Annotated in this window: 21 protein-coding genes and 1 pseudogene; 11 read left to right on the top strand and 11 right to left on the bottom strand. The window is 72.9% G+C overall.

Annotated elements, in window-relative coordinates; genetic code table 11:
• The first annotated feature begins 13 nt into the window (after positions 1–13).
• The 4 genes and pseudogenes from ABT324_RS28740 (at position 14) to ABT324_RS28725 (ending at position 3,435) form a co-directional block, all read left to right on the top strand.
• Entirely contained in the window at positions 14–334 is a 321-nt protein-coding gene (locus ABT324_RS28740) for a hypothetical protein (RefSeq protein WP_351183805.1), read from the top strand.
• A 129-nt stretch (positions 335–463) separates the two neighbouring features.
• A pseudogene (locus ABT324_RS28735) lies at positions 464–784 on the top strand (LLM class flavin-dependent oxidoreductase); the annotation flags it as partial.
• A gap of 271 nt (positions 785–1,055) precedes the next feature.
• Positions 1,056–2,195, top strand: a complete 1,140-nt coding sequence (sfnG, locus tag ABT324_RS28730) for a dimethylsulfone monooxygenase SfnG (protein ID WP_502949814.1) — start codon at positions 1,056–1,058, stop codon at positions 2,193–2,195.
• A 22-nt stretch (positions 2,196–2,217) separates the two neighbouring features.
• On the top strand, positions 2,218–3,435 hold the full coding sequence (locus tag ABT324_RS28725) for an acyl-CoA dehydrogenase family protein (protein ID WP_351183799.1): 1,218 nt from the start codon (positions 2,218–2,220) through the stop codon (positions 3,433–3,435).
• Between the two features lie 297 nt (positions 3,436–3,732).
• On the opposite strand, the gene ABT324_RS28720 is transcribed toward ABT324_RS28725, so the two are convergent.
• Both ABT324_RS28720 and ABT324_RS28715 read right to left on the bottom strand, forming a co-directional pair.
• Complete coding sequence (locus tag ABT324_RS28720; RefSeq protein WP_351183797.1) at positions 3,733–4,671, bottom strand: asparaginase; 939 nt, start codon at positions 4,669–4,671, stop codon at positions 3,733–3,735.
• 55 nt (positions 4,672–4,726) lie between these two features.
• Positions 4,727–5,374, bottom strand: a complete 648-nt coding sequence (locus ABT324_RS28715) for a FadR/GntR family transcriptional regulator (protein ID WP_351183841.1) — start codon at positions 5,372–5,374, stop codon at positions 4,727–4,729.
• 227 nt (positions 5,375–5,601) lie between these two features.
• On the opposite strand from ABT324_RS28715, the gene ABT324_RS28710 reads away from it, so the two are divergent.
• Positions 5,602–6,402, top strand: coding sequence for a crotonase/enoyl-CoA hydratase family protein (locus ABT324_RS28710; protein ID WP_351183795.1), 801 nt, complete (start codon positions 5,602–5,604; stop codon positions 6,400–6,402).
• Between the two features lie 4 nt (positions 6,403–6,406).
• On the opposite strand, the gene ABT324_RS28705 is transcribed toward ABT324_RS28710, so the two are convergent.
• The 4 genes from ABT324_RS28705 to ABT324_RS28690 all read right to left on the bottom strand — a co-directional run bounded on the left by ABT324_RS28705 (position 6,407) and on the right by ABT324_RS28690 (position 12,335).
• A complete protein-coding gene (locus ABT324_RS28705) occupies positions 6,407–7,627 on the bottom strand; it encodes a phosphodiester glycosidase family protein (protein WP_351183793.1) in 1,221 nt (406 codons plus the stop codon).
• A 186-nt stretch (positions 7,628–7,813) separates the two neighbouring features.
• Complete coding sequence (locus ABT324_RS28700; protein ID WP_351183791.1) at positions 7,814–9,397, bottom strand: hypothetical protein; 1,584 nt, start codon at positions 9,395–9,397, stop codon at positions 7,814–7,816.
• Positions 9,387–11,183 (bottom strand): flavin-containing monooxygenase, encoded by a 1,797-nt coding sequence (locus tag ABT324_RS28695; protein WP_351183789.1) that lies wholly within the window; start codon positions 11,181–11,183, stop codon positions 9,387–9,389. Before ABT324_RS28695 ends, ABT324_RS28700 begins: the two co-directional genes overlap by 11 nt.
• A 141-nt stretch (positions 11,184–11,324) precedes the next feature.
• Complete coding sequence (locus ABT324_RS28690) at positions 11,325–12,335, bottom strand: Acg family FMN-binding oxidoreductase (protein ID WP_351183788.1); 1,011 nt, start codon at positions 12,333–12,335, stop codon at positions 11,325–11,327.
• Between the two features lie 160 nt (positions 12,336–12,495).
• Between ABT324_RS28690 and ABT324_RS28685 the strand changes: the two genes are divergently transcribed.
• Positions 12,496–13,380, top strand: coding sequence for a universal stress protein (locus ABT324_RS28685; RefSeq protein WP_351183786.1), 885 nt, complete (start codon positions 12,496–12,498; stop codon positions 13,378–13,380).
• A gap of 18 nt (positions 13,381–13,398) precedes the next feature.
• On the opposite strand, the gene ABT324_RS28680 is transcribed toward ABT324_RS28685, so the two are convergent.
• Positions 13,399–14,067 carry a DUF5134 domain-containing protein gene (locus tag ABT324_RS28680; protein ID WP_351183784.1) on the bottom strand — a complete coding sequence of 223 codons (669 nt, stop codon included), beginning with the start codon at positions 14,065–14,067 and terminating at the stop codon, positions 13,399–13,401.
• A gap of 2 nt (positions 14,068–14,069) precedes the next feature.
• Complete coding sequence (locus tag ABT324_RS28675; protein ID WP_351183782.1) at positions 14,070–15,407, bottom strand: PepSY-associated TM helix domain-containing protein; 1,338 nt, start codon at positions 15,405–15,407, stop codon at positions 14,070–14,072.
• 178 nt (positions 15,408–15,585) lie between these two features.
• On the opposite strand from ABT324_RS28675, the gene sigC reads away from it, so the two are divergent.
• The 3 genes from sigC to ABT324_RS28660 all read left to right on the top strand — a co-directional run bounded on the left by sigC (position 15,586) and on the right by ABT324_RS28660 (position 17,960).
• A complete protein-coding gene (sigC, locus tag ABT324_RS28670; protein WP_351183780.1) occupies positions 15,586–16,131 on the top strand; it encodes an RNA polymerase sigma factor SigC in 546 nt (181 codons plus the stop codon).
• A 40-nt stretch (positions 16,132–16,171) separates the two neighbouring features.
• Positions 16,172–16,870, top strand: coding sequence for a zf-HC2 domain-containing protein (locus tag ABT324_RS28665; protein ID WP_351183778.1), 699 nt, complete (start codon positions 16,172–16,174; stop codon positions 16,868–16,870).
• Between the two features lie 160 nt (positions 16,871–17,030).
• On the top strand, positions 17,031–17,960 hold the full coding sequence (locus ABT324_RS28660; protein ID WP_351183776.1) for a DivIVA domain-containing protein: 930 nt from the start codon (positions 17,031–17,033) through the stop codon (positions 17,958–17,960).
• Here the strand turns inward: ABT324_RS28660 and ABT324_RS28655 are convergent.
• Complete coding sequence (locus ABT324_RS28655) at positions 17,957–18,559, bottom strand: TetR/AcrR family transcriptional regulator (protein ID WP_351183774.1); 603 nt, start codon at positions 18,557–18,559, stop codon at positions 17,957–17,959. The two genes, ABT324_RS28660 and ABT324_RS28655, sit on opposite strands and share 4 nt — an antisense overlap.
• A 95-nt stretch (positions 18,560–18,654) precedes the next feature.
• Here ABT324_RS28655 and ABT324_RS28650 point away from each other — a divergent pair, with 95 nt between their 5' ends.
• Positions 18,655–20,058 carry a DHA2 family efflux MFS transporter permease subunit gene (locus ABT324_RS28650; RefSeq protein WP_351183772.1) on the top strand — a complete coding sequence of 468 codons (1,404 nt, stop codon included), beginning with the start codon at positions 18,655–18,657 and terminating at the stop codon, positions 20,056–20,058.
• A gap of 2 nt (positions 20,059–20,060) precedes the next feature.
• On the top strand, positions 20,061–20,930 hold the full coding sequence (gene mca / locus ABT324_RS28645) for a mycothiol conjugate amidase Mca (RefSeq protein WP_351183770.1): 870 nt from the start codon (positions 20,061–20,063) through the stop codon (positions 20,928–20,930).
• Here mca and ABT324_RS28640 read toward each other — a convergent pair.
• Together ABT324_RS28640 and ABT324_RS28635 are read right to left on the bottom strand one after the other, a co-directional pair.
• Complete coding sequence (locus ABT324_RS28640; protein WP_351183768.1) at positions 20,911–21,834, bottom strand: GNAT family N-acetyltransferase; 924 nt, start codon at positions 21,832–21,834, stop codon at positions 20,911–20,913. The genes mca and ABT324_RS28640 overlap by 20 nt on opposite strands.
• A 249-nt stretch (positions 21,835–22,083) precedes the next feature.
• Positions 22,084–22,905, bottom strand: coding sequence for a bifunctional allantoicase/(S)-ureidoglycine aminohydrolase (locus ABT324_RS28635; RefSeq protein WP_351183766.1), 822 nt, complete (start codon positions 22,903–22,905; stop codon positions 22,084–22,086).
• Positions 22,906–23,347 lie beyond the last annotated feature (442 nt).

The following is a 23,347-nucleotide window of genomic DNA, read 5'->3' as shown; positions in this document are numbered from 1 at the left end:
GGGAGGGGCCCCGGTGGACGAGCAGCACCGCACCGACCCGGTCGCCGTGCTGATCTCGCCGAGTGGTCCGGCCAGGCCCGCCGCGCCCCTGGCCCGCTGGACCACGGTCCCCACGCACCTGGTGCAAGCCCGTGACCGGGCGACCGCGCTGCCCCGCAGCATGCGGCACGGCGGGCACGCTGACGCACAACCGGCGACTGGACGGGTGGTCGTCGTGCACGGCTGCTCCGACGGGGGCGGCATCATCTTCGCCGCGGCGCGGGCCGACGTGGAGCTGACGGCCTCCGCGGTGCGCCACTCGTCGGGGTTCCTGTGCGTTGCGCTCCCCGGCTAGCGGTGCGACGAGCTGGTCCTGCCGCCGACGGCGCCGAAGGCCACGCGCAGCGGGTCCCACCTGAATCCACAGCGGACACCACGGGTTCGCGACCACGTGCTGGGCGGTCCCGCATCTCCTGGAGCAACTATGCCTCTGACCTTCCACTGGTTCCTGCCCACCTACGGCGACAGCCGGTACCTCGTCGGCGGCGGGCACGGCGTGGCCACCACGGCAACCGCGTCCGGTTCCCGCCCGGCGACGCTGGCCTACCTCGGCCAGATCGCCCGCAGCGCCGAGCAGCTCAGGTTCGAGGGCGCGCTGACCCCGACCGGAGCGTGGTGCGAGGACGCCTGGCTGTCCACCGCGATGCTGGCGGAGGTCACCGAGCGGCTGAAGTTTCTGGTCGCGTTCCGGCCTGGACGGCTGTCGCCGACGCTGGGCGCGCAGGTGGCGGCGACGTTCCAGCGGCACTGTCCGGAGGGTGGGAAGTGCGCCGGATCCGTTGACACCGCTGATCGCCCCTGGTGGCATTGAACCGTGTCCCCCGCAGACCGGCTGACCAAGCGCCGCCACGTCGACCTCGCTCGCGTCGGCGCGCAGTCCTGTCGCGACTTCTGATCTCCTAGGTCCTCCCGGCCGCTTCCAGCGCGGCCGGAATCCCCTCCTCCCCACTGCCGGAACGAGTTCCCGCGCCGGTCGAGCGCGCCCTCCGGCAGCACCGCACCACGCGTGACAGGAGATGAGCATGTCCGACGCACGCCGCGCCGAACCGCTGAAGTTCGCCTACTGGGTGCCCAACGTCAGTGGTGGCCTGGTCACCAGCACCATCGAGCAACGAACGGAGTTCGGCTTCGACTACAACAGGGAACTCGCCGTGCTCGCCGAGCGCAGCGGGTTCGAGTACGCCCTCAGCCAGGTGCGCTACGCCTCCAGCTACGGCGCCGCCCAGCAGCACGACCCGGCCGCGTTCAGCCTCGGGCTGCTGCTGGCCACCGAGCGGCTGAAGCTCATCGTCGCCGCGCACCCGGGCCTGTGGCACCCGGCGATCCTCGCCAAGTTCGGCATCACCGCCGACATCCTGTCCCAGGGCCGCTTCGCGGTGAACATCGTCAGCGGCTGGTTCAAGGACGAGTTCACCGGGCTCGGCGAACCGTGGCTGGAGCACGACGAGCGCTACCGGCGCACGGAGGAGTTCATCCGGGTGCTGCGCGGCCTGTGGACCCAGTCGAACTTCGACCTCAGCGGCGACTTCTACCGAATCCACGACTTCAGCCTGCGCCCGCAGCCCCACCAGGTGCCCGGCCGCCCGCACCCGGAGATCTTCCAGGGCGGGAACTCCACCGCGGCGCGGCGGGTCGCGGGCCGGGTCGCCGACTGGTACTTCAGCAACGGCAAGGACTTCGACGGCTTCGCCGACCAGGTCGCCGACGTGCGGGCCACCGCCGCCGAGCACGGGCGCACCGTGCGGTTCGGCCTCAACGGCTTCCTGATCGCCCGCGACACCGAGGCGCAGGCGCGCGACGTGCTGCGCGAGATCATCGACAAGGCCGACGTGGGCGCGGTGGAGGGGTTCCGGTCCGCGGTGCGCCAGGCCGGGAAGTCCACCGCGGACGGCAAGGGCATGTGGGCGGACTCGGAGTTCGCCGACCTGGTGCAGTACAACGACGGCTTCCGTACCGGGCTGGTCGGCACCCCGGAGCAGATCGCGCACCGGATCATCGAGTACAAGAAGCGCGGCGCGGACCTCCTGCTGCTCGGGTTCCTGCACTACCTGGAGGACGTCGAGCACTTCGGTCGGCACGTGCTGCCGATCGTGCGCGAACTCGAAGCCGACCTCGACCGCACCGGCGACCCCGCCGGCGTCGGCAACGCTCGTTGACAACAGGAGAGGGGCACCACCGATGACCACTGAGGACTGGACCGGCGAAGCAAGACCGACCACCCCGGAGGGCTGGATCGAGCGGGCGGCGCAGGTCGCGGCCGTGCTGGCGACCGACGCGCTCGAGCGGGACCGGGCCAACCGCACCCCGCGCACCGAGGTGCGGCTGCTCAAGGACTCCGGGCTCGTCACCCTGCTCGGCCCGGAGCAGCACGGCGGCGCGGGCCAGACCTGGGAGACCGCCTACCGGGTCATCCGCGAGGTCGCCAAGGGCGACGGATCGATCGGGCAGCTGCTCGGCTACCACTACCTGTGGGCGTGGGCGGCGCGGCTGGTCGGCACCCCGGAGCAGATCGCCGCCGTCGAGGAGCTCTACACCACCGGCAACCTCTTCTTCGGCGGCGCGGTCAACCCGCGCGACGACGACCTGCTCATCGCCGACGAGGGCGACGCGCTGGTGTTCCGCGGCAAGAAGTCCTTCTCCACCGGCAGCAAGGTCTCCGACCTGACGGTGCTGGAAGGCGTGCTGGAGGGCAGCGGCGAGCACGTGTTCGCAATCGTCCCGTCCGAGCAGGACGGCATCACCTTCGGCGACGACTGGGACAACCTGGGCCAGCGGCTGACCGAGTCCGGCAGCGTGGTGGTCTCCGACGTGCGGGTGCCCTGGTCCGCGGCCGCGGGCTACGTGGACAAGCAGTTCCAGGCCCTGACCTACAACACCCTGAACGTGCCGACGATCCAGCTGGTGTTCGCCAACTTCTACCTCGGCATCGCGCAGGCCGCGCTGGGAGCGGGCCGGTCCTACACCACCGCGCGCACCCGCCCCTGGCCCTACGGCGGGGACAACAAGGACTCCGCGACCGAGGAGTTCTACATCCTCGACGCGTTCGGCGACCTGCAGGCGAAGCTGTGGGCCGCCGAAGCCCTGGTCGACAAGGCCAACGCGCAGCTGTCCGAGCTGCTGCACGCCGAGCGGGAGGCGCTGACCCCGGAGCAGCGGGGCGAGGTGGCCGTGCTGGTCGCGGCGGCCAAGCAGCGCATCATCGACACCGGGTTGGAGGTCAGCAACCGGATCTTCGAGGTGACCGGCGCGCGGGCCACGGCGAACTCGGTCGGCCTGGACATCTACTGGCGGAACCTGCGCACCCACAGCCTGCACGACCCGGTGGCCTACAAGCGGGTCGAGGTCGGGCGCTACGTGCTGCTCGGCGAACTGCCCGAACCCACTTGGTACACCTGACCACCGCGGCGGGGGTAGGAGGTCGTGAGCGCGCATCCGGGCCCCACACCGGGTGCGCGCTCACGACCCGCACCGGCACGGCCACACCCGGCACCAGGCAGAAAGCGGCCGCGACGTCCGTCCCGAATCGATTTCCATTGGAATCGCACAGCACCGACACGCCCACGGCAAGTCGGTGTCCGACACGCCGCCGGTTCGCAGTTTCAATTGAAACTGCGGGGTCCCGGCGGTTCGCGGGGGTGTGGTGCGTGTTCTGGCTGGGGCCCGCGAGGTCGGGTCGGCGGGATCGTGGTGTGGTCAGGCGGCGACGACGAGGTGGGGGTTGGTGAACGGGGCGAGGGCTTCCGGGGCGACTCCGGCGCGGGCCAGGGCCGCCAGGGTGACCGGGAGGCGGGCGCGGTCGGTGCCGTCGGCGATCTTCGCGGCGATCGCCGTCCCGTCGGGCAGGGCGGCGATCTGCACCGCTTCGAAGCCGTCCTTGGCGATCAGCCCCGGCACCGCCCTCATCAGCGCGGTGGCGTCGCGGCGGGTTCCGGCGACCATCTCCGGGTGCGCCCGGACCGCCTGCGCGACGCGGTCCTCCGGCGATCCCGGCGGCGCGCTGGCGATCCGACCGGCCGCCGTGGCCAGCCCGCGCAGCGACACGGCGAACAGCGGGGCTCCGCAGCCGTCCGCGGCCACGTGAGCGATCTGCTGCCCGGTGAGGTCCTCGACGGTTGCCGCGATCTCGCGTTGGAGCGGGTGGGCCGGGTTTAGGTAGTCCTCCGTCGACCAGCCGTTCTCGTGCGCGGTCCACAGCATCGACGCGTGCTTGCCGGAGCAGTTGTGCGCGAGCTTGCGCGCCGGTCGGCCCGCCGCGATCCAGCGCTCGCGCTCGATCGGGTCGAACGGCAGGTCCGCCGGGTTGCCGAGGTCGTCCTCGGCGAACCCGGTCGCGGCCAGCACGCGCTGGGCGCCGTCGAGGTGGACCTGCTCGCCGGAGTGGCTGGCGGCGGTCAGCGCCAGCAGCTCCGGTGGCAGCGCCAGACCGAGGCGGACCATGGCCACCGCCTGCATCGGCTTGGCCGCCGAGCGCGGGTAGCAGGCGGTGTCGACATCACCGGCCTGGAACAGCGTCGATCCGTCCGGGCCCAGCACCACGACCGAGCCGTGGTGCACGCTCTCCACCATGCCGTCTCGCAGCACGTGCACCAGCGGGGCGTGCGCGGGCACTCCGACCGGGGGAGCGGCGTTCATCTCGGGGTCCTCCTCGAAAAGCGTTGTCAGGGCTTGGTCCGCGCGGGCGGCCGGGTCAGCGGGGGCGCCCGACGAGGTCGCTGAGCGCGAGTTCGACGTTGGCCAGGTGGTGTGCCATCGCCTCGGTCGCGGCGTCCTGCTGCCCGCCGGCGATGGCCTCGACGAGCCTGCGGTGCTCGGCGTCGGACTCGGCGCGGCGGTCCCCGCGCTGGTTCAGGAACGCCGACTGCCTGGCCAGGGCGTCCCGGATCTCCTCGATGACCTTGCCGAACACCGGGTTGCCCGAAGCTTGGGCGACGGTGATGTGGAACAGCGAGTCCAGCGCGACCCACGCGGTGCCGTCGGTCTCGCGGGCCATCCGCTCCAGCAGGTCGTGCAGCAGGCCGAGGTCGTCGGTGGTGTGCCGGAGGGCGGCGTAACCCGCGGCCGGGATCTCGACGTGGCGGCGCACCTCGAACAGGTCCCGCGCCGAGTAGGAACCGAACCTCGGGTTGTCGACCGGTTCGTCGGCGACGACGAAGGTGCCCTTGCCGGTGCGCGACACGGTGAGCCCGAGGGCCTGCAGGCCGCGCAGGGCCTCGCGCACCACCGACCGGCTGACCTCGAACTCCTTGCCGAGGGCCGCTTCGGAGGGCAGCTTGGCGCCGACCGCGTACTCGCCGCGCGCGATGGCGTCGCGGAGGTGGGCCAGCACGGCCTCCATCGCGCTGACGCGCTGGACCCCGGGCCCAGCTGTCCGGCTGTCAGACAGGTTCACGCCTCGAAGGGTGAATCGAGCACTGTCCGTTGTCAACCCGGCGCGTGGGCTCCAGCGAAAGGGCGATGGAGAACACGTCGCGATGACGCTGCGTCGTTGATCAGGGGTGCGGGCCCGGATATGTTACCGACCAGTAGGATCAGATGGTCCCCGCTGACCCCGAGGAGTCGCAGATGTCGGATCGCGTGTCGGTCGAGATCGACGGGCCGCTGGCCCACGTCACCATGACCAGGGAGGACCGGCTCAACGGACTCGACCTGGCCATGCTGCGCGGGCTGGTCGACGCCGCCGCGCAGGTGCGCGCGGACCGATCGGTGCGCACCGTGGTCCTCAGCGGCGCCGGGCGCTCGTTCTCGGCCGGGCTCGACTTCGCCTCGGTGGGCAAGAACCAGCGCCAGATGATGCGCAACTTCCTCCGGCCCCCGTGGCGCTCCACCAACCTCTACCAGGAAGCGTGCTGGGTCTGGCGGCGGCTGCCGGTGCCGGTCCTGGCCGTGGTCCGCGGGCACTGCTTCGGCGGGGCGCTCCAGCTCGCGCTGGGCGCCGACTTCCGGTTCGCCACGCCCGACGCCCAGTTCTCCGTGATGGAGGCGAAGTGGGGGCTGGTGCCGGACATGAGCGGCACCGCGACGCTGCGCGAGCTGCTGCCGATGGACGTCGCCAAGCGCCTGGCCATGACCGCGGAGGTCGTCGACGGCACCAGGGCGCGCGAGCTCGGCCTGGTCACCGAGGTCGCCGACGATCCGCACGCGGCGGCGCTGGCGCTGGCCGAGCAGCTCGCGACCCGCTCCCCGGACGCGGTGGCGGCGACCAAGCGCCTGTTCCAGCGCGCCTGGCACGTCTCCCCGTGGCAGGCGTTCCGCCTGGAAAGCGCCTACCAGCTGCGACTCCTCCTCGGCGCCAACCACAAGATCGCCCGCAAGGCCAACGCCGCCAAGGAGGCCGCCGAGTACGTCGCCCGCGCCTTCCGGTAGGGGATCAGCGGGAGAAGATGCCCACCCCGTTGGCGACCGGGCGCGGCACGCCGTCGGAGGGCACGTTGCGCACCGTGGCCAGGTCCTGGCCCGGTTCGCGCACCGCGACGGTCGAGGAGCCACCGCCGTCGAGGTTGACCCCGTCCACCGCGCCGAGAGAGCCCAGCAGGTCGGCCGTCTCGCGCACGCTCAGACCGGTGCTGGCCGTCGACCGCCCGTCCACGACGAGCAGGTAGGCCGTCCGGCCGTCCGCGCTGACCCCGGCCGCGGTGCGCGGGGCGAGCTCCTCGGTGTCGAGGCCGGGCAGGGGGCGTCCGTCGCGCAGGATCGGGAAGCCGCCGACGGCGAAGTCCAGCGGTGGGGTCTCCGCCGCCGACAGGTGGGTCTCGACCACGACGCGATCACCGAGCTTGAGCTCCTCCAGCTCGGCCGCACCGCCCTCGCGGCCCACCAGCACCACCGTCCCGGCCGGGATGCCCCCGGCACCGGGGCGGTCCTGCGTGGCGGTCACCACGCCGTCGCTGACCACCACTTCCTCGGTCTGCTCGCTGCACGGTGCCGAGCGGTCGTCGTCGGTGCCGCACACCGCTCGCTCGCGCGAGACCACGCCCCAGTCGGCGTTGTAGGCGCCGATGCCGTCCACCGGCAGCGCGTACTGGTTCAGCCCCGAGATCTCGGCGGTCCGGCCGCCGCTGCGGAGCAGGCCGTCGAGTTCCAGGCTGGACACCCGCGCCCGCCGGTCGACGCCGACGCCGAAGACGTCCTCAGTGGACGTCCCGGCGGGCAGCGCGGGACCGAAGCGCTGGCCGTCGGGCACCGCCGCCTTGAGGTCGTGGCCGTCGGCGATCGCCGGCCCGACCGAGGACCCGGTGGCCGGGATGCCCTCGTGCTCCTCGCTGATGTGGAAGAAGTCGCCGTTGACCCCGGCGATCGCGCCCCGGGCGTTGGTCATGTCCGGTACCTCGTCGCGCGCGGCGACCGAACCCGGGTGCAGCAGGTCGAGCTCGACGCTGGGCACGCGCAGGTCGGCGGTGAGCAGGTAGCCGACCACCGGACCGTGCGCTGTGGACATCTCGAAGGGCCGGTAGCTCACCCCGGGCGCCAACAACTGCGCGTCGGTGCGCAGCGCCTCGGCAGCCGTGGCCGCCGGTGTGGACAGCAGCAGCGCACCGGCCGCGACCGCGGCGCTCAGCGCCCTGCGGCGCCCCAGTTCGGCAAGGGCCATCGTCGACCGCCTTCCTCGGAATTCCGGCACCCCGGTTTCGATCACCGAATCATCCGATGATGAACAACTGGTGTGCTAGACCCGAACTGCGCCTGCCGACGAGGCGGCGATCGGTGCGGAAGTCGCAGCGCGCTGGGCCGGAAGACCCAGCATCGCCCGAAAGGCGGATCGGAGCGCGGGTGTTCCTCAGCGGCGCAGGTGCAGCACGCTGCCCTCGCCGTTGGCGGAGACGTAGAGCGAGCTGTCGGCACCAGCGGCCACCCCCGCGAACGGCACCGGCACGCCGGGCAGTCCACAGTTGAACAGCTCGGGCTGCGGGCGCGCCGTGCCCGGTGGCAGGCCGACGGCGAGGTCCTGCGCCTCGACGCGCTGCGCACCGGTCGCCGGGTCGATCGCGAGCAACCGGCGCCGACCGGTCTCGACGACGAACAACTCCCCGTCGAGCACGGCGATGCCCTGCGGTGCGTCGAGACCCGCGGCCACGACGGAGGTTCCGTCCGCGCCGACCAGCGACACGGTGCCGCGCCGCTCGTCGGTCACGTAGCAGCGGTCCTGCTCGTCGACCGCGACGTCCACCGGGGAGTCCAGGCCCTCGGCCAGGACGGTCAGGACGTCGTCCTCGGCGATGGCGACCACGCGTCCGGCGCCGGTCTCGGCCACCACCAGGCTCCCGTCCGCGCGTGCGGCGACACCGGTCGGCCGCGACAGCTCCCGGGCGCGGGTCGTCAGCACCCGGTCCTCCGGCTGGTAGCTGCGCACGTCGCCGAACTGCGACGTGAGGTGCACCCGACCGTGGTCGTCGGCGGCGACACCGTGGCTGAACACCAGCAGCTCGCGCGTGCTGACCTCGCCCTCCGCCAGGCTGGCCAGCCGGTAGTTGTCGCCGGTGAACACGGTGCCGGAGCGGTGCACCGCCACCCCGAACGGGCCGACGAGCCCGGCCGGCACCACCTCGCGGGCCCTGCCGTCCGGGGCGAGCTCGGCGATCCCGCCCGCGGCGAAGCTGGACACGAACATGCGGTTCTCGGCGTCGAACGCGGCATTGTCCATTCCGGACACCTCGCCCGGCACGACCGCGCGGTCGCCGGTGCCGAACAGGTCGATCCGGGTGACGATGCCCTCCGCGCCCCGCGACAGCACGGTGAGCACCCCGCCCTGGTCGAAGCGGACCGCCACCGGGGCGTGCACGTCCTCGGCGACCAGTTCCGGCGCACCACCGCCCAGCGGCACGCGGTGGACCTCGCCGGTGAGCATGTGCGGGTAGTACAGGCAGCCGTCCGGGCCGAGCTGCATCGCGTTGCCCATGGCCAATCCGTCGGCGAGCACCACCGGCTCCGCGCCGGGCGTCACCTCGAGCACGCGGCCGCCCGGCCGCATCTCGTTGACGAACACCCGATCACCGACGCACGCGATCCCGTTGGGCACTGCGACCTCGTCGGTGACCAGCGTGAAGGAGCCGTCCGGCGCGCGCCGCCACACCCGGCCGGGGGTGAGGTCGGTGATGTACATCGACCCGTCGGCGCCGAAGGCGAGGTCGTCGGGCGACTGGACCGGACCGTCCAGGTCCACCACCACCTCGACGTCCCCGGAGTCGAGGTCCACGGCGCTGATGCGCCCGGCCACGTACTGCGCGACGTGGAGCCGCCCGTCCGGGCCGAACGCGATGCCGTTGGAGCCCCACAGCGGGTTGGCCTCGGTGAGCCGCTCGATCCGCCACCGCTCGCTGCGCGGCGACCCGGCAGGTCCGTAGCGGGTCGGTTCAGCGCGCATCGCCGAGCACCTCGTTGATGCCCTCGCCCTCGCGCCACTCGCGCAGCAGCCGCTGGAAGGCGGCCGGGCCGGGACCGTAGGTCTGGCGGGGACCGCGCGGGGTGCCCTCGTTGTTGTAGTAGCCCGGGGTGCACTCGGCGGCGAAGCGCTCCTGGTCCGGCGCGGTGGCCCGGATCGTCTCCACCCAGGCGGTTTCGGCCTCCCGGGTCGGTTCGACGTGCTCCACCCCGCGCCTGCGCGCCTCGGCGACCACCGCGCCGATGTGGATCGCCTGCTCGTCCAGGACGTGCACGAAGTTCACCGATGGGGCGTTCTGCAGCGACCCCAGGTGGAACAGGTTCGGGAAGCCGTTGCTGCAGAAGCCGTGCAGCGTGCGCACGCCCCCGGTCGCCCACGACTCCAGCAGCCCGACCCCGTCCCTGCCGTGCACGGGCAGCCGCCCGGTCATCGCGTCGGACTTCCCGACCTCGAAGCCGGTGGCGAAGATGATGCAGTCCACTTCGTACTCCGCGCCGCCGACCACGATCGCGCGTTCGGTGATGCGCTCGACCCCGCCGGTGTCGGCGGTGTCGACGAGGGTGACGTTGGGGCGGTTGAAGGTCTGCAGGTACTCGTCGCTGAAGGTGGGCCGCTTGCAGCCGTAGCGGTACCAGGGCTTGAGCAGTTCCGCGGTCGCCGGGTCGTCGACGACCTCGTCGACGCGGGCGCGCAGCTCGTTCATCTTCTGGAAGTCGAGGACCTCCTCGAGGCGCTCCCACTCCTCGCCCGGGTGGTGCGCGTGGGCGTCGGTGGCGATGATCTTGCCCAGCACCTGGCCGCTGGCGGTCCAGGCGTCGGACACCAGGTCTTCGGCCACCTCGTGCCCGGTGACCGCGGCCTGGAAGTTCTCCCGGCGCCGGGCGTGCCAGCCGGGTTCCAGGGCGGCCACCCACCTCGGGTCGGTGCGCCGGTTGCCGCGCACGTCCACCGACGACGGGGTGCGCTGGAAGACGTGGAGGTGCTGGGCGTCGCGGCCCAGGTGCGGGATGACCTGGACGGCCGTGGCGCCGGTGCCGATCACCGCGACCCGCTTGTCGGCCAGCCCGGTGAGGCCGCCGTCCGGTCCGCCGCCGGTGTAGCGGTAGTCCCAGCGGCTGGTGTGGAAGGTGTGCCCGGTGAAGGTCTCGATGCCGGGGATGCCCGGCAGCTTCGGGTGGTCGAGGGTGCCGTTGGAGATCACCACGTACGTCGCGCGCACCTCGTCGTCGCGGTCGGTGCGCACCACCCACTCGCCGTCGTCCCAGCGCAGCTCGCGCACCGCGGTCTGGAAGCAGGCGTCGCGGTAGAGGTCGAAGGTGCGGCCGATGGCCATCGCGTGCTGGCGGATCTCCTCGCCGGGCGAGTACTTCCACCCCGGGATGGTGCCGACCTCCTCCAGCAGCGGGAGGTAGACGTAGGACTCGATGTCGCAGTGGATGCCCGGGTAGCGGTTCCAGTACCAGGTGCCGCCGAAGTCGCCGCCCTTCTCCACGATCCGGATCCGCTCCAGCCCGGCCTGGCGCAGCCGCGCCCCGGCGAGCAGGCCGCCGAAGCCGCCGCCGACCACCACGGCGTCCACCCGGTCGCGGATCGGGTCTCGGGTGAACCCTGGGGCGACGTAGGGGTCCTCGGCGTAGTAGCCGAACCGGCCCTCGGCGCGGTGGTACTGCTGGCTGCCGTCGGGGCGGACCCGGCGCTGGCGCTCCGCCCGGTAGCGCTCGCGCAGGGCGTCGGGGTCGAAGTCGAGTTCGGCGGGGAGCGTCGACATGCTGGCCTTCCTCGCAGCGGCGAGCGGGGGCCCTGGCCGCGGTTAAATCAGGTGACTGACTTAAAACGCTACCAGGGACGCTCCGCCCGGCGTCAACGCAGGGGCCGCCAACCAGTGTCCACTTCGGACTCGACGTGGTGCTCAGCCGCTGTGGTTCGGCGCGAGTTCGCCGGTCACGACCTCCTCCAGCGGGCGCCGTGGGGTGGCGGGCACGGGGGAGCCATAGCCGACGCGCAGCACGATCTGCGGCCACAGGCCGCCGCCGATCAGCTCCCGCAGCTCCCGGCGGGTGGCCGGGACCTCGACCACCTGGGAGAGGAACGAGCTGGCCAGGCCGTTCGCCGTCGCGGTCAGCAGGACCCGCTGCATGGCCATCCCCGCCTGCAGCTGCGCGTGCCGCGAGTCCTGGAAGGAGCCCAGGACGCAGATCAGCGGCTCCGGCTCGAAGTCCTTACCCGCCACCCGGGTGCGCGCGGTGCCGCCGCTGAAGTCGCGCAGCACGAACTCGTCCTGCGGTTCCGGGGTCGGGCCGCTACTGCGGGCCGGGACGCCCTCGCGGAGGCCCTCGGCGCGGCCGGTCCAGCGCTGCCACTCGGCGACGAAGTCCGGGTCGGCGAGCTGGGCCTGGTGGGCGCGCCGGCTCAGCTCGCACAGCGCCTGCCGCTGCGGCGGGTCCAGGACGGCCAGCCAGCCCCGCTCGACCTCGGCGGCCTGCCGCAGCGACGCCTGGAGCGCGGTGGGCACCGGGTCGTGGTGGAAGGGCTTGCGGTTGGTCCGGCGCCGCGGGATCGCCGCGGCCAGCTCCCGCTCCGCCGGGGTGGCCGGGCGCCGCGCCGCCGGGCGCACGACCGCCAGCAGGTCGGGTCGCGCCTGGTCGGGGAGCGGGCGGACGTCCGGGGTGGTCCCGCTGGCGCGGACGGCCAGGCGCAGGTTCAGCAGCGCAGCGCCGCAGGCCAGCACCAGCTCGCGGTGGTCGGGGTCGGCGACGTCCATCGCCCGCGAGGTGTCGGCGTGCAGCTCGATCGCGCTCGGTGTGCAGTGGAACCGCCAGGGCTGGGAGTTGTGCAGCGACGGTGCGGCGGTGGCCGCGACGAGGACGTCCCGCACCTCGTCTGAGGTCAGGCTGCCCACTGGCGTGATGGTGGTGTTCATCCTCGTCCCTCCGTCGCTGCGCTGTCCTCCACCCTGTCGGGGCGATCGCGGGCGGAGGTAGAGCCGATGGTCACTGCCCGACCGCCGGTGACGAAGTGCCCTGACCACCCGGTGCCGGGGTGGCGCAACATGGGAGGGGAGCCGGGCGGAAGGGGGCGGCATGTCCGAGGCGGGCAGCAAGGCGGTCGTGGTGGGCTTCGACCTGGGGGAGGCGTCCCGGCGCGCGGTGCGGTGGGCGGCGCGGGAAGCCGCCGGTCGCGGTCGGCCGCTGCTGTTGGTGCACGCGCTGACCTGGCCGTTCGAGGAGCACACGGCGATCCGGGTGCCGGGGGAGGGCGACGTGTCCGAGCCGCTGCAGCAGGTGCTGCGGCGCGAGCTCGCCGAACTCGCCGAGGAGTGCCAGCGGATCGACCCCGACCTGCCGGTGCGCAGCGAACTTCCCTTCGGCGACCCCGCCCAGGTGCTCGCCGCGCTGGCCGCCGACGCCGAGCTGCTGGTGCTCGGCGGGCCGCGGCTGGCGGCGTCGGTCGGGGTGGGGTCGACCTCGGCGGAGCTGCTCTCCAAGCGCGGTGGCGCCCCGGTCGTGGTGGTCCGGGGGAGCCGCGAGGAACCGGGCGGGGCGCCGGTGGTGGTCGGCGTGGACGGGTCGGCCACCAGCCGGGCCGCGATCGCCTTCGCCTTCGACTTCGCCTCCCGCAACCGCTGCGACCTGGTGACCGTGCACGCCTGGAGCGACCTGCCGCTGGACCCGTTCCAGTGGGTCTCGCAGTGGGAGCTGCCCTGGTCGGAGGTCCGGGAGGAGGCCGAGGAGGTGCTCGCGGAGTCGACGGCGGGCTGGGCCGAGCAGTACCCGGACGTGGCGGTCCGGCGCGTGGTCACGCCGGAGAAGCCCACCGAGGCGCTGCTGCGGGAAGCCGAGCAGGCGAGCCTGCTGGTGGTGGGCAGCCACGGCCGGGGGCCGGTCCGGCGCACCTTCCTCGGTTCGGTGAGCCACGCGGTCGTCAACCGCGCGCCCTGCCCGGTGGCGGTCCTGCGCGCCCCGTGACCGTCCACTGCGGACCGGTCACGCCAGGGTCAGCAGCACCACCCCCATCCCCACGGCCATCCCGGCGTGGCAGGCCGCTTCGTACGCGGCCGCGCGCTGCGGTCGAGTCCGGGCGCACCTGCCGATGTCCACCGCGACCGACAGCCACGGCAGCGAGGTCAGCACGAAGTAGCCGCCGAGCACCAGGCAGACGACCGCCACCGCGTTCACCGGGGCGGTGGCCGGTGCCGAGGCCAGGACCCCGGCGCCCATCGAGTGGTGGTGCCCGTGACCGGACCCGGTCGGCTGGTGCGACATCAGGGCGGGCATCGCAGCCAGCATCCAGCACATCCCGGCCGCCATCACGGCGTGGTGCGCCTGCTGCCACCGGCGGTGCCCGGTGCACCAGCGGGCGTTGGCGGTCAGCGCCAGGAACCAGGCCACCGCGGCCCCGAACACCACCAGCTGCGGGATGACGGGCAGCGCCATGCCCCACGGCCAGCACATCGCGATCATCGCCGCGCTCATGACGACGTGCGCAGCAGCGCTGATCCGCACCGCCGGGGTCCCCGGGACCTCCTGGCCCGCCACGCCGCGGGCCGACACCGGTGAGATCGGCTCCGCCCGGACCAACCGGTGCAGGCCCCAGAGCGCGGAAGCGGTGAACAGCGCGGTCAGGAGCCAGCGGAGCAGCAGGGGTTCCACCACGATCAGACCTCCGTCCGGCGGCGCGCGCCCAGCGCGACGTCGATGGCCAGGAACAGCAGCAGGGACGCACCGAGCACCGGCAGCGCGTACCCGACGAACGCGACGGCGAGGATGATCGGCGCCAGGACCCGCCCGGGGACCCGCCGCCAGGCGCCACGCTCCGGTGGTGCGCCGAAACCACGCGTCGGCCTGCGCAGCCACCACATCCGGTAGGCCATGCCGACCATGCTGGCCAACCCGAGGACCAGCGCGGCGAGCACCAGCTGGTTCGGCAGGCCGAACAGCAGCCCCATGTGCGCGTCGACGCCCCACCGGGCGAGCTTGGCCACCAGCGAGTGGTCGGCGAAGCGCAGTTCCGAGACGACCTGCCCGCTGCCCGGGTCCACCGCGACGGCGTCCAGCTGCGTGGGCCAGTGCCGCTCGGTCTGCTCGACCTTGTAGGCGCCGTCGTCGGGTGCGGTGATCTCCACCGGCCCGGTCACCCCGTGCGCGATCGCGGCGGCGTGCACCTGGTCGAAGCCGACGTCACCGCTGGGCGGGTGCGGCAGGTCGGTGGCCACCGACGGGGTCTCCCAGGACAGCGCCGAGCGCAACTGCGTGACGTTCTCGCCCGCGAACAGCGACCAGGTCAGGCCGGTCGCGGACAGGAACAGCAGCCCCGCGCAGGCCCACAGGCCCACCGATCCGTGCCAGGACAGCACCCGGCGGCGACCCGCGCCGCGCAACCGGGGAGCCACCAGCGACCGGGCGCTGCTGCGCTTGCGGCGCACCCACATCAGCAGCCCGCCGAGCGCCACCACCCACAGCCAGCTGGCGGCCAGCTCGCTGTAGACCCGGCCGACCTCCCCGAGGTGCAGGGTGCGGTGCAGCTGGGCCAGCCAGGTGCGCACCGGCAGCGACTGGCTGCTGCCGTAGGTCTCCAGCACGCCGCGGACCTCGGTGGTGTGCGGGTCGACGAACACCGTGCGGTAGTAGCTGCCCGCCACGTCGGGGTTGTCGAAGATGACCCGCGTGGTGTCGGTGGGGGTCGGCGCCGGGCGCACCGCGGCCAGCTCCGCGCCGGGCAGCGCATCGCGGGCGACGCCGACCTGGGTCGCGAGCGACTGCGTGGTCGGCCCCGGCGGGACGTGCAGCTCGTGGTCGTAGAGGGCCTGCTCCAGCTGTGGGGAGAAGATGTAGAGCAGGCCGGTCAACGCGGTCACGACCAGGAACGGGCCGACGAAGACGCCGGCGTAGAAGTGCAGGCGCCGCACCAGTGGTCGCAGCGCTGGCCACCACGGCTCGTTCGGCCGCTGCGGTGGCGCCGCCGGTTCCCGGGCGGTGGACTCCTCGACTGACATGCTGCTCCTCGGCGTGTTCGGCCCCGTCGCAGTAGCAGTCGTGCCGGGGGCCGCTCCGGTTCCCGGCGGTTCGCGCGACCGGTGTGAGAACGGGATTTGCCAGATTTGATCCACCGGCTGAGAAGGCCTGGCCAGCAAGCGTTCTCGTCGACGTGCTCCGGCGGTAGCCTGCGTGATCATGAGCAGCTCCGCGGTCGACGACGCCCGGCTGACCGACCTCGCGTTCGCCGCGGGCCGCGGTGATCGGGCCGCGCTGGAGGCGTTCGTCCGCGCCACGCAACGGGACGTGTGGCGCTTCCTGGCCCACCTCGCCGGTGCCCGCAGCGCCGACGACCTGGCCCAGGAGACCTACCTGCGGGCGCTGCGGAGCCTGCCCCGCTTCGAAGGGCGCTCCTCGGCGCGGACCTGGCTGCTCTCCATCGCCCGCCGGGTGGCGGTCGACCAGGTGCGCTACGAACGCGCGCGGCCGGTGTCCCCGGTCGACGCGGCCCTGGTGGACACCCCGCGGCGCGGGTTCGAGGAGCTGGTGGAGCTCACCGTCATGCTCGACGACCTGGATCCGGAGCGGCGGGAAGCGCTGCTGCTGACCCAGGTCCTGGGGTTGTCCTACCAGGAGACCGCCGAGGTGTGCGGCTGCCCGGTCGGTACCGTGCGCTCCAGGGTCGCGCGAGCGCGGGAGGACCTGCTGGGGGGCCGCCGACGCCGATCCGAGGAAATCGGGTGAGACCGGGAACTACGGGAACGCGGGCGACGACTGGATGGACGTGGACTGTTCGCACTTTCGCGAGGGGATCTCAGCGCGGCTGGACGGCGAGGACCCGCCGATGCCCGCGGCGGAGCTCGACGAGCACCTGGCGGACTGCGGGGACTGCCGGGAGTGGCAGCGCGGTGCGGCCGAGCTGACCCGGCGCTTGCGCGTCCGCCCGGCCGAACCCACCCCCGACCTGGTCGGTGGTGTGCTGGCGGCGCGTCCCCACCGGCGGCGCTGGCCGAGGCTGCTACTGGCCTGCGTGGCGCTGTGCCAGCTGCTGCTCGGGTTGGTGCAGGTGATCGGGTCGGCGGACCTCGGCCACGGCGGTCACTTGAGCGCCCACCTGTTCAACGAGAGCACGGCCTGGAACGTGGCGCTGGGCGTGGGACTGCTGCTGAGCGCGGTGCGGCCGCGGACGGCTCCTGGCCTGCTGCCGGTGCTTTCGGCCTTCCTGGTGGTGCTCGTCGGCTTCAGCGTGGTCGACCTGCTCAACGAAGCGGTCCCCGCTGCGCGGCTGCTCTCGCACGGCTTCCTCGTCGCGGGCCTGGTCCTGCTGGTCGTGGTGCGCCACGACCACCGCGACGCCCCGGAACCGGGTGCCGCCGCGCCACCCGGGCACCGGGCGGGCACCGGGCGGGCGGCCGAGCCACCGGACCAGGACGACGAGACCGAGCGCCGGCACCTCCGCCCGGTCAGCCACCACGCCGCTTGACGTTGCGCCACCCGGCGCAGTCGCGCTGCTGCCCGCGGTGCAGGGGCTTGATCTCGTGGGGCTGCCCGGGCAAGCTGTGCGGCGCAGAACGGGCGAGTCGGGGCCCGGCGCGGTGGCCGGGGATGCGTCCGGTGGAACCCGCTCGCCTGGAGGCACGCCGATGCTTACCCCCGACGACGTGCGCAACGTGGTCTTCGCCAGGGCCTGGCGCCGCGAACGCGGCTACGACGAGGCCGAGGTGGACGCGTTCCTGCAACGCGTGGTGGCGACGTTGCGCGGCAAGCGGGTGGTGACCGCGCGCGACGTGCTGACCGTCCGGTTCAGCACGCGCAAGCGGGGTTCGCGCGCCTACAAGAAGGCGCAGGTCGACGCGTTCCTGGACCAGGTCGCGCTCACCCTGATGAAGCGCGAGGTCCAGGAGGAGCGCAACCGGCCGGTGGTGCGGCGCACCGAGCCGGGGTCGCGGGTGGTGCGGCGCGCCGAGCAGCAGGCCGTGCCGCGGATCGAGCAGCCCGAGCTGGTGGCGCACCCCGGCTTCGACCAGGCCGGACCGCAGCAGCCAGCGCTGGACAAGGCCGAGGTGGACGCGTTCGTGGACCGCGTCGCGGCGACGCTGCGCGGAGCCGACACCCTGACCGCGCAGGACCTGCTGACCGCCCGGTTCAACCCGCCGAAGCCCGGCCACCCCGGCTACCAGGAGGCCGGGGTGGTGGCGTTCCTGGTGATGGTCTCGGCCAGCCTCAAGCACCTGGCGCCGCGCGGGCGGGCCATCCCGGCGCAGCGGATGCCGATCGCCCAGGCCTTCCGCCGAATGCGCACCACCCCGAAGCTCACCGCGGAGGCGATCAGCAGCGTGGTGTTCAGCGAGGCGGCGGCGGGGGAGCGCGGCTACGACGTGGACGAGGTCGACGCCCTGCTCGACCGGGTGGCGGCGACCCTGCGCGGGGACGACTCGCTGACCGCTGACGAGGTGCGCTGCGCGGCGTTCAGTGAGGCCGAGGCGGGCGGCTACGACCCCGACGAGGTCGACTCCCTGCTGGACCTCGTCGCCGAGCACCTGGCGACCGCACCGGCCCCGGACCGCGCCTAGTCGAGCAGCCGCTCCAGCGCGTCGAAGGCGCGCACCGCCAGCGGTTCGACCGCGGTGGCGATCTCGTCGTGGTCCTGCCCGGCTAGCGCGCGCCGCTGCACCTCGCGGAACAACGTCCGGTGCGCGGCGACGACGTGCGCGGCGACGAGCGCGGCGGCGAATCCGTCGAGCTCGTCGGCCAGCGCGGCCGCCAGCGGGGCCTCCCGCTCCTCGTGGATCTCCCTCAGCCGGGCCAGCAGGGTGGGGCTCCCGGCGAGCAGGCGGGCGAAGTCCGGGCCGGAGAAGCCGAGCATCGCATCGCGCCGGGCCAGGTCCTCGAAGTAGGCGCGGCGCAGCGCGGCCAGCGGTGACTCGCCCTTGCGGCGGTCGGCGACGACCTCGCCGAGGCGCGCGGCGAACTCCTCGTGGATGTCGAGGACCAGGTCCTCCTTGCGCGGGAAGTGGTTGGTGACGGTCATCTTCGCCACCCCGGCGGCCGCGGCGACCTGCGCGATCGTCACGTCCTCGAACCCGCGCTCGGTGAACAGCCGGGTGGCGATGTTGGAGATCTCCTGCCGCGTCTGCCGCTTGCGCCGGTCCCGCAACCCCGTCGTGCCCATGGCACCCAGCTTAGCCCAGACCCAGTGATTAGGCTTGACCTAATTAATGGGTTCGACATAAGTTCGCTCCGGTCTTTCGAATGGAGGAGGTGACCATGACGGCTCCGGCGAGCGCCCGCGCGGCGAAGTCCGCTGGTGGAACGGACGCCGAGATGTGGCGCGCCGCGGGGATCTTGCTCTGCGCCGCGGTGCTGGCCGGGTTGGACGCGACGATCGTCAACGTCGGCATCGACGCGGTCGCGCAGGACCTGAGCGCGCCGCTGAGCACGGTGCAGTGGGTGCTGACCGGCTACCTGCTCGCGGTGTCGGTGGTGGTGCCGGTCTCCGGCTGGGCAGCGGAGCGGTTCGGCGCCAAGCGGATGTGGCTGTGCTCGGTGGCGGTGTTCGTCGGCGGCTCGGCGCTGTGCGGGCTCGCGTGGTCCGCCCCGGCGCTGATCGCGTTCCGCGTGGTGCAGGGCATCGGCGGCGGGATGATGCAGCCGATCGGCCAGGCGATGGTGGCCCAAGCCGCCGGGCCCTCCCGGATGGGGCGGGTCATGGCTGTGACCTCGGTGCCGGTGATGTTCGCGCCGGTGCTCGGCCCGGTGCTCGGCGGGTTGGTCGTGCAGGGCCTGGACTGGCGGTGGATGTTCCTGGTCAACCTGCCCATCGGCGCGGCTGTGCTGCTGGTCGCGGTGCGGTGGCTGCCGTCGATCGGCTCGCGGGTCCCGCAGAACCGGCTGGACCTGCGCGGGCTCGTGCTGATCTCGCCCGGGTTGGCGGCCCTGGTCTACGGGTTCACCGTGGCGGGGGACGCGGGCGGTTTCACCGCGCCGGGTACGCTCCTGCCGCTGCTGCTCGGGGTGGCGCTGCTTGTCGCCTACGTGGTGCACGCGCTGCGCAGCGCTGGGGTGCCGCTAATCGACCTGCGGTTCTTCGCCAGACGAGGGTTCGCCGCCGCCACCGGCAACTCGTTCCTGCTCGGTGCTTCGCTGTACAGCTCGATGCTGCTGATTTCCCTGTACTACCAACAGGTCCAGCAGGTCAACGCGCTGGAAGCCGGGCTACTGCTGGCCCCGCAGGCGCTCGGCACGGCCATCACCACCTACCTGGCAGGGCGGCTGACCGACCGGCTCGGGCCGCGCCCGCTGCTGCTCACCGGCATCAGCGCCTCCCTGGTGGGCACGCTGGCCTTCACCCAGCTCGCGGCCGGACCACCGGGCTGGCTGCTGACCGCCTCCCTGGTGCTCCGCGGCATCGGCATGGGCCTGACCATGGCGCCCGGCATGGCCGCGGTCTACAGCAGCGTGGCCCGGCACGAGGCGCCGCGAGCGGCGAGCGCGGTGAACGTGCTCAACCGGGTCGGCGGTTCGCTCGGCACAGCATTGCTGGTCGTCGTGCTGCAGAACGGCGACCCGGACCCGGCGGTGGCGTTCGGCGACACGTTCTGGTGGGCCTTCGGCCTCAGCGCGCTGAGCCTCGTCCCCGCGTTCCTGTTCCCATCCCGGAAAGGGGAGTGACCATGACCCTGCGCCTGATGACCGTGCACGCCCACCCCGACGACGAATCCAGCAAGGGCGCCGCGACGCTGGCCCGCTACGCCGAGGAGGGGGCGGAGGTCCTGGTGGTGACCTGCACCGGCGGCGAGCGCGGTGACGTGCTCAACCCGGCGGTGGACCGGCCGGAGGTCCGGGAGGACATCGCCGAGGTCCGCAGGCGGGAGATGGCGGCGGCGGCCGAGGTCCTCGGTGTGCGCCAGCAGTTCCTCGGGTTCACCGACTCCGGACTGCCCGCTGGGGGCGAGCCGCTGCCCGCGGGCTGCTTCGCGCTGGAGCCCACCGAAGTCGCGGTCGCCGCGCTGGTGGCGGTCATCCGGGAGTTCCGGCCGCACGTGGTCATCACCTACGACGAGTCCGGCGGCTACCCGCACCCCGACCACATCAAGACCCACCAGGTCGCGGTCGCGGCCTTCGACGCGGCAGGGGACCCGGCGCGCCACCCGGACGCCGGGGCGGCCTGGCAGCCGCTCAAGCTCTACTACCAGGTCGCGCTGTCCCGGAAGTGGTTCCAAGCCCTGCACGAGGCGATGCTGCACCGGGGCATCGAGTCGTTGATGGGGCCGGTGCTCGCCGAATGGCCCGCCGACGCCCCGGAACTGGAGGTCACCACCCGCGTGCACTGCGCCGAGCACTTCGCGACCAGGGACCGGGCCGCGCTCGCGCACGCTACGCAGATGGGCCCGGACAACCCGTTCTTCGCCCACCCCAGGGAGGTCGAGCGCGAGGTCTGGCCCACCGAGGACTACCACCTCGCCCGGTCCGAGGTGCCCACCAGCCTGCCGGAGCACGACCTGTTCGCCGGGATCCGGGCGGTCAGCTCCAGGTCATCTTGATCTCGCGCTCGAACTCGACGTACCCGGCGCGGCGGAAGGCGTCGGCCATCGGGGTGTTGCCGCGGTCGGTCGCCGCCCGGATGCGCGGGACGTGCTGCTCGGCGAGCACGCGGGTGCCCTCGGCCAGGACGTCGTCGATGTGGCCGTTCCCGCGGTGGGCGGGCAGCACGGCGAGGTAGGCGATCGTGGCGTTGTAGCCGTTGTGGGCCGGGATGACGAAGCCCACCGGCTCCCCGCAGGGCAGCGTCGCGATCCGCCACCACTGCCGGGGGCTTGCGAGGCGGGCGAACTCGTCCTCGTACTGCGCGATGGCCGCCTCGCGCGCCGACATCCGGGTCAGGTCGTCGCGGGAGTGCGCGTCCAACGTCCCGTCCAGGGCAGCGGTCATCAAGTCCACCAGCTCCGCGGCGTCCTCGACCGGCCGGAACCGGAGGCGGCCGCTGGGCTCGGGCACTGGTGTCCCCGGCTCCCACACCAGGCGCAGCCGTTCCACGAAGAGCTCGGCGCCCACCCGCTCCAGCACCGCCACGCGATCCGCGACGACCCGCTCGCTCGCCGGATCCGCGCGCCAGTCCGGTGGGACGAAGCGGCTGTACTCGGGAGGGTGGGCCCCGAGTGGCAGGGTGGCGGTCATCGCGGTGCGCAGCAGGTGCGCGCCGATGTCCACGCGGTCGGGTTCCGCGTCGTCGACGTCGACCACGTCCAGGATCCGCGGTGCCGCATCGCCCGGTCGACCCCACCAGGCCACCCGGGCCAGCAGCCGACCACCGCGCAGCGCGACCCACATCCAGCCCGGGTGTCGGCGGCCGGCGGCGAGGTCGTCGGCCAGTTCCTCGTTGAGGGTGTAGGGCAGCCGCGAGAACAGCTCGAGCTCGCCGTGCCCGGTGATCGGGCGCGTGGTCACGTCGGGAATTCCGGTCAAAGCGCGCTCTGGGAGACGGCGGGGGATCACGTACAGCCTAGTTCCCGCGCGCACGCGCCGACATTCCTCCTCGCACTGCACCAGAAGTGGCTTCTGGAGCGATCTGGCGGCAAAAGCCCTGTCGGACAACGTGCCTGGCTCATCTGGTGAGCTGGAAGCCGTGGCTGTGCAGTGGCGCACCGAGGTCTTGGGGCGGCCCGGCGGGTCCGCTCCGCCGGGCCACGCCGTCGATCAGGTCAGCTTGATCTGGCGGTTGACGTCCTTGTACAGCAGGTAGCGGAACCTGCCGGGACCACCGGCGTAGCAGGCCTGCGGGCAGAAGGCGCGCAGCCACATGAAGTCACCGGCCTCGACCTCGACCCAGTCGTCGTTGAGCCGGTAGACCGCCTTGCCCTCGAGCACGTAGAGCCCGTGCTCCATCACGTGCGTCTCGGCGAACGGGATCGCCGCGCCCGGCTCGAACGTCACGATGTTGACGTGCATGTCGTGCGAGAGGTCGTTCGGGTCGACGAACCGGGTGGTGGCCCACCGGCCGTCGGTGTCGGGCATCGGCGTCGGCTCGACGTCCTGCTCCTGCAGCGCGAACGCCTTCGGAACCGGGATCCCCTCGACGTGCTCGTAGGCCTTGCGCACCCACTGGAAGCTCGCCACCGCGTCGGAGGTGTTGGCCACCGACCAGTTCGCGCCCGGCGGCAGGAAGGCGTACCCGCCCGGGGTCAGCTGGTGCTTCTCGCCCTCGATGACCACGTCGAGGTTGCCGGTGAGCAGGAACAGCACCGACTCCACGCCGCTCTCCGGCTCCGGCTTCGTGCTGCCGCCGCCCGGCCCGACCTCGACGATGTACTGCGCGAAGGTGGTGGCGAACCCGGCGATGGGTCGGGCGAGGATCCACGAGCGGGTGTTGTCCCACCCCGGCAGGTTGCTGGTGACGATGTCGCGGAGGACACCGCGAGGGATGACGGTGTACGCCTCCTTCACGATGGCGCGGTCGGTCAGCAGCGTCGTCTGCGACGGCAGGCCACCTTCGGGGGCGTAGTACGTCGGCTCGCTCAAGTTGCAACTCCTGTCCTGATCGGCGTTCGCACGCTGGGGCGCGCAGGCGTGCCGGGTGCGCCGCGCCCGCCAGCGTTCGAGACGTCCACAGAGTAAGGCCCCGAGCCCGGAATGGACAGCCTCGATTCGTCACATTGACGAGCCCGTGACCCGCGCCTAATCGTTTTGGCTCAACGCCCGCCCGGGCCTCGTGGCCAGCCCGCGCGACACCGGTCTCGGCGGCGTGCCGGTCAACCCGGTCGGCCACCGCGGACACGCGCACACCGCCCCACCGGGCACCCACCACCCGGGCGGAGTTCTGCGCAACCAACCGGGGACTCCTTGCTCGCCTGACGAGGGGTGGGGGGGGGGGGGGGTGGATTAGGGAGAGAGTGGAATAGAAAAACCCCCCCCCCCCGGCCGGGGGGCAGAGAGTGGGGGGGGGGGGAACCCCCCCCCCCCC

Source organism: Saccharopolyspora sp. NPDC000359 (assembly GCF_040300525.1).
Lineage (GTDB): Bacteria > Actinomycetota > Actinomycetes > Mycobacteriales > Pseudonocardiaceae > Saccharopolyspora.
This window is presented reverse-complemented; position numbering and strand designations above follow the sequence as displayed.

Coding starts and splice junctions, on each gene's coding strand:
- ABT324_RS28685 (WP_351183786.1), top strand. CDS start 12,496: ATGTCCGAGGCGGGCAGCAAGGCGGTCGTGGTGGGCTTCGACCTGGGG.
- ABT324_RS28720 (WP_351183797.1), bottom strand. CDS start 4,671: ATGAACGCCGCTCCCCCGGTCGGAGTGCCCGCGCACGCCCCGCTGGTG.
- ABT324_RS28705 (WP_351183793.1), bottom strand. CDS start 7,627: ATGGCCCTTGCCGAACTGGGGCGCCGCAGGGCGCTGAGCGCCGCGGTC.
- ABT324_RS28655 (WP_351183774.1), bottom strand. CDS start 18,559: ATGGGCACGACGGGGTTGCGGGACCGGCGCAAGCGGCAGACGCGGCAG.
- ABT324_RS28690 (WP_351183788.1), bottom strand. CDS start 12,335: ATGAACACCACCATCACGCCAGTGGGCAGCCTGACCTCAGACGAGGTG.
- ABT324_RS28700 (WP_351183791.1), bottom strand. CDS start 9,397: ATGCGCGCTGAACCGACCCGCTACGGACCTGCCGGGTCGCCGCGCAGC.
- ABT324_RS28675 (WP_351183782.1), bottom strand. CDS start 15,407: ATGTCAGTCGAGGAGTCCACCGCCCGGGAACCGGCGGCGCCACCGCAG.
- sfnG (WP_502949814.1), top strand. CDS start 1,056: ATGAGCATGTCCGACGCACGCCGCGCCGAACCGCTGAAGTTCGCCTAC.
- ABT324_RS28710 (WP_351183795.1), top strand. CDS start 5,602: ATGTCGGATCGCGTGTCGGTCGAGATCGACGGGCCGCTGGCCCACGTC.
- ABT324_RS28695 (WP_351183789.1), bottom strand. CDS start 11,183: ATGTCGACGCTCCCCGCCGAACTCGACTTCGACCCCGACGCCCTGCGC.
- sigC (WP_351183780.1), top strand. CDS start 15,586: ATGAGCAGCTCCGCGGTCGACGACGCCCGGCTGACCGACCTCGCGTTC.
- ABT324_RS28660 (WP_351183776.1), top strand. CDS start 17,031: ATGCTTACCCCCGACGACGTGCGCAACGTGGTCTTCGCCAGGGCCTGG.
- ABT324_RS28725 (WP_351183799.1), top strand. CDS start 2,218: ATGACCACTGAGGACTGGACCGGCGAAGCAAGACCGACCACCCCGGAG.
- mca (WP_351183770.1), top strand. CDS start 20,061: ATGACCCTGCGCCTGATGACCGTGCACGCCCACCCCGACGACGAATCC.
- ABT324_RS28650 (WP_351183772.1), top strand. CDS start 18,655: ATGACGGCTCCGGCGAGCGCCCGCGCGGCGAAGTCCGCTGGTGGAACG.
- ABT324_RS28715 (WP_351183841.1), bottom strand. CDS start 5,374: ATGGAGGCCGTGCTGGCCCACCTCCGCGACGCCATCGCGCGCGGCGAG.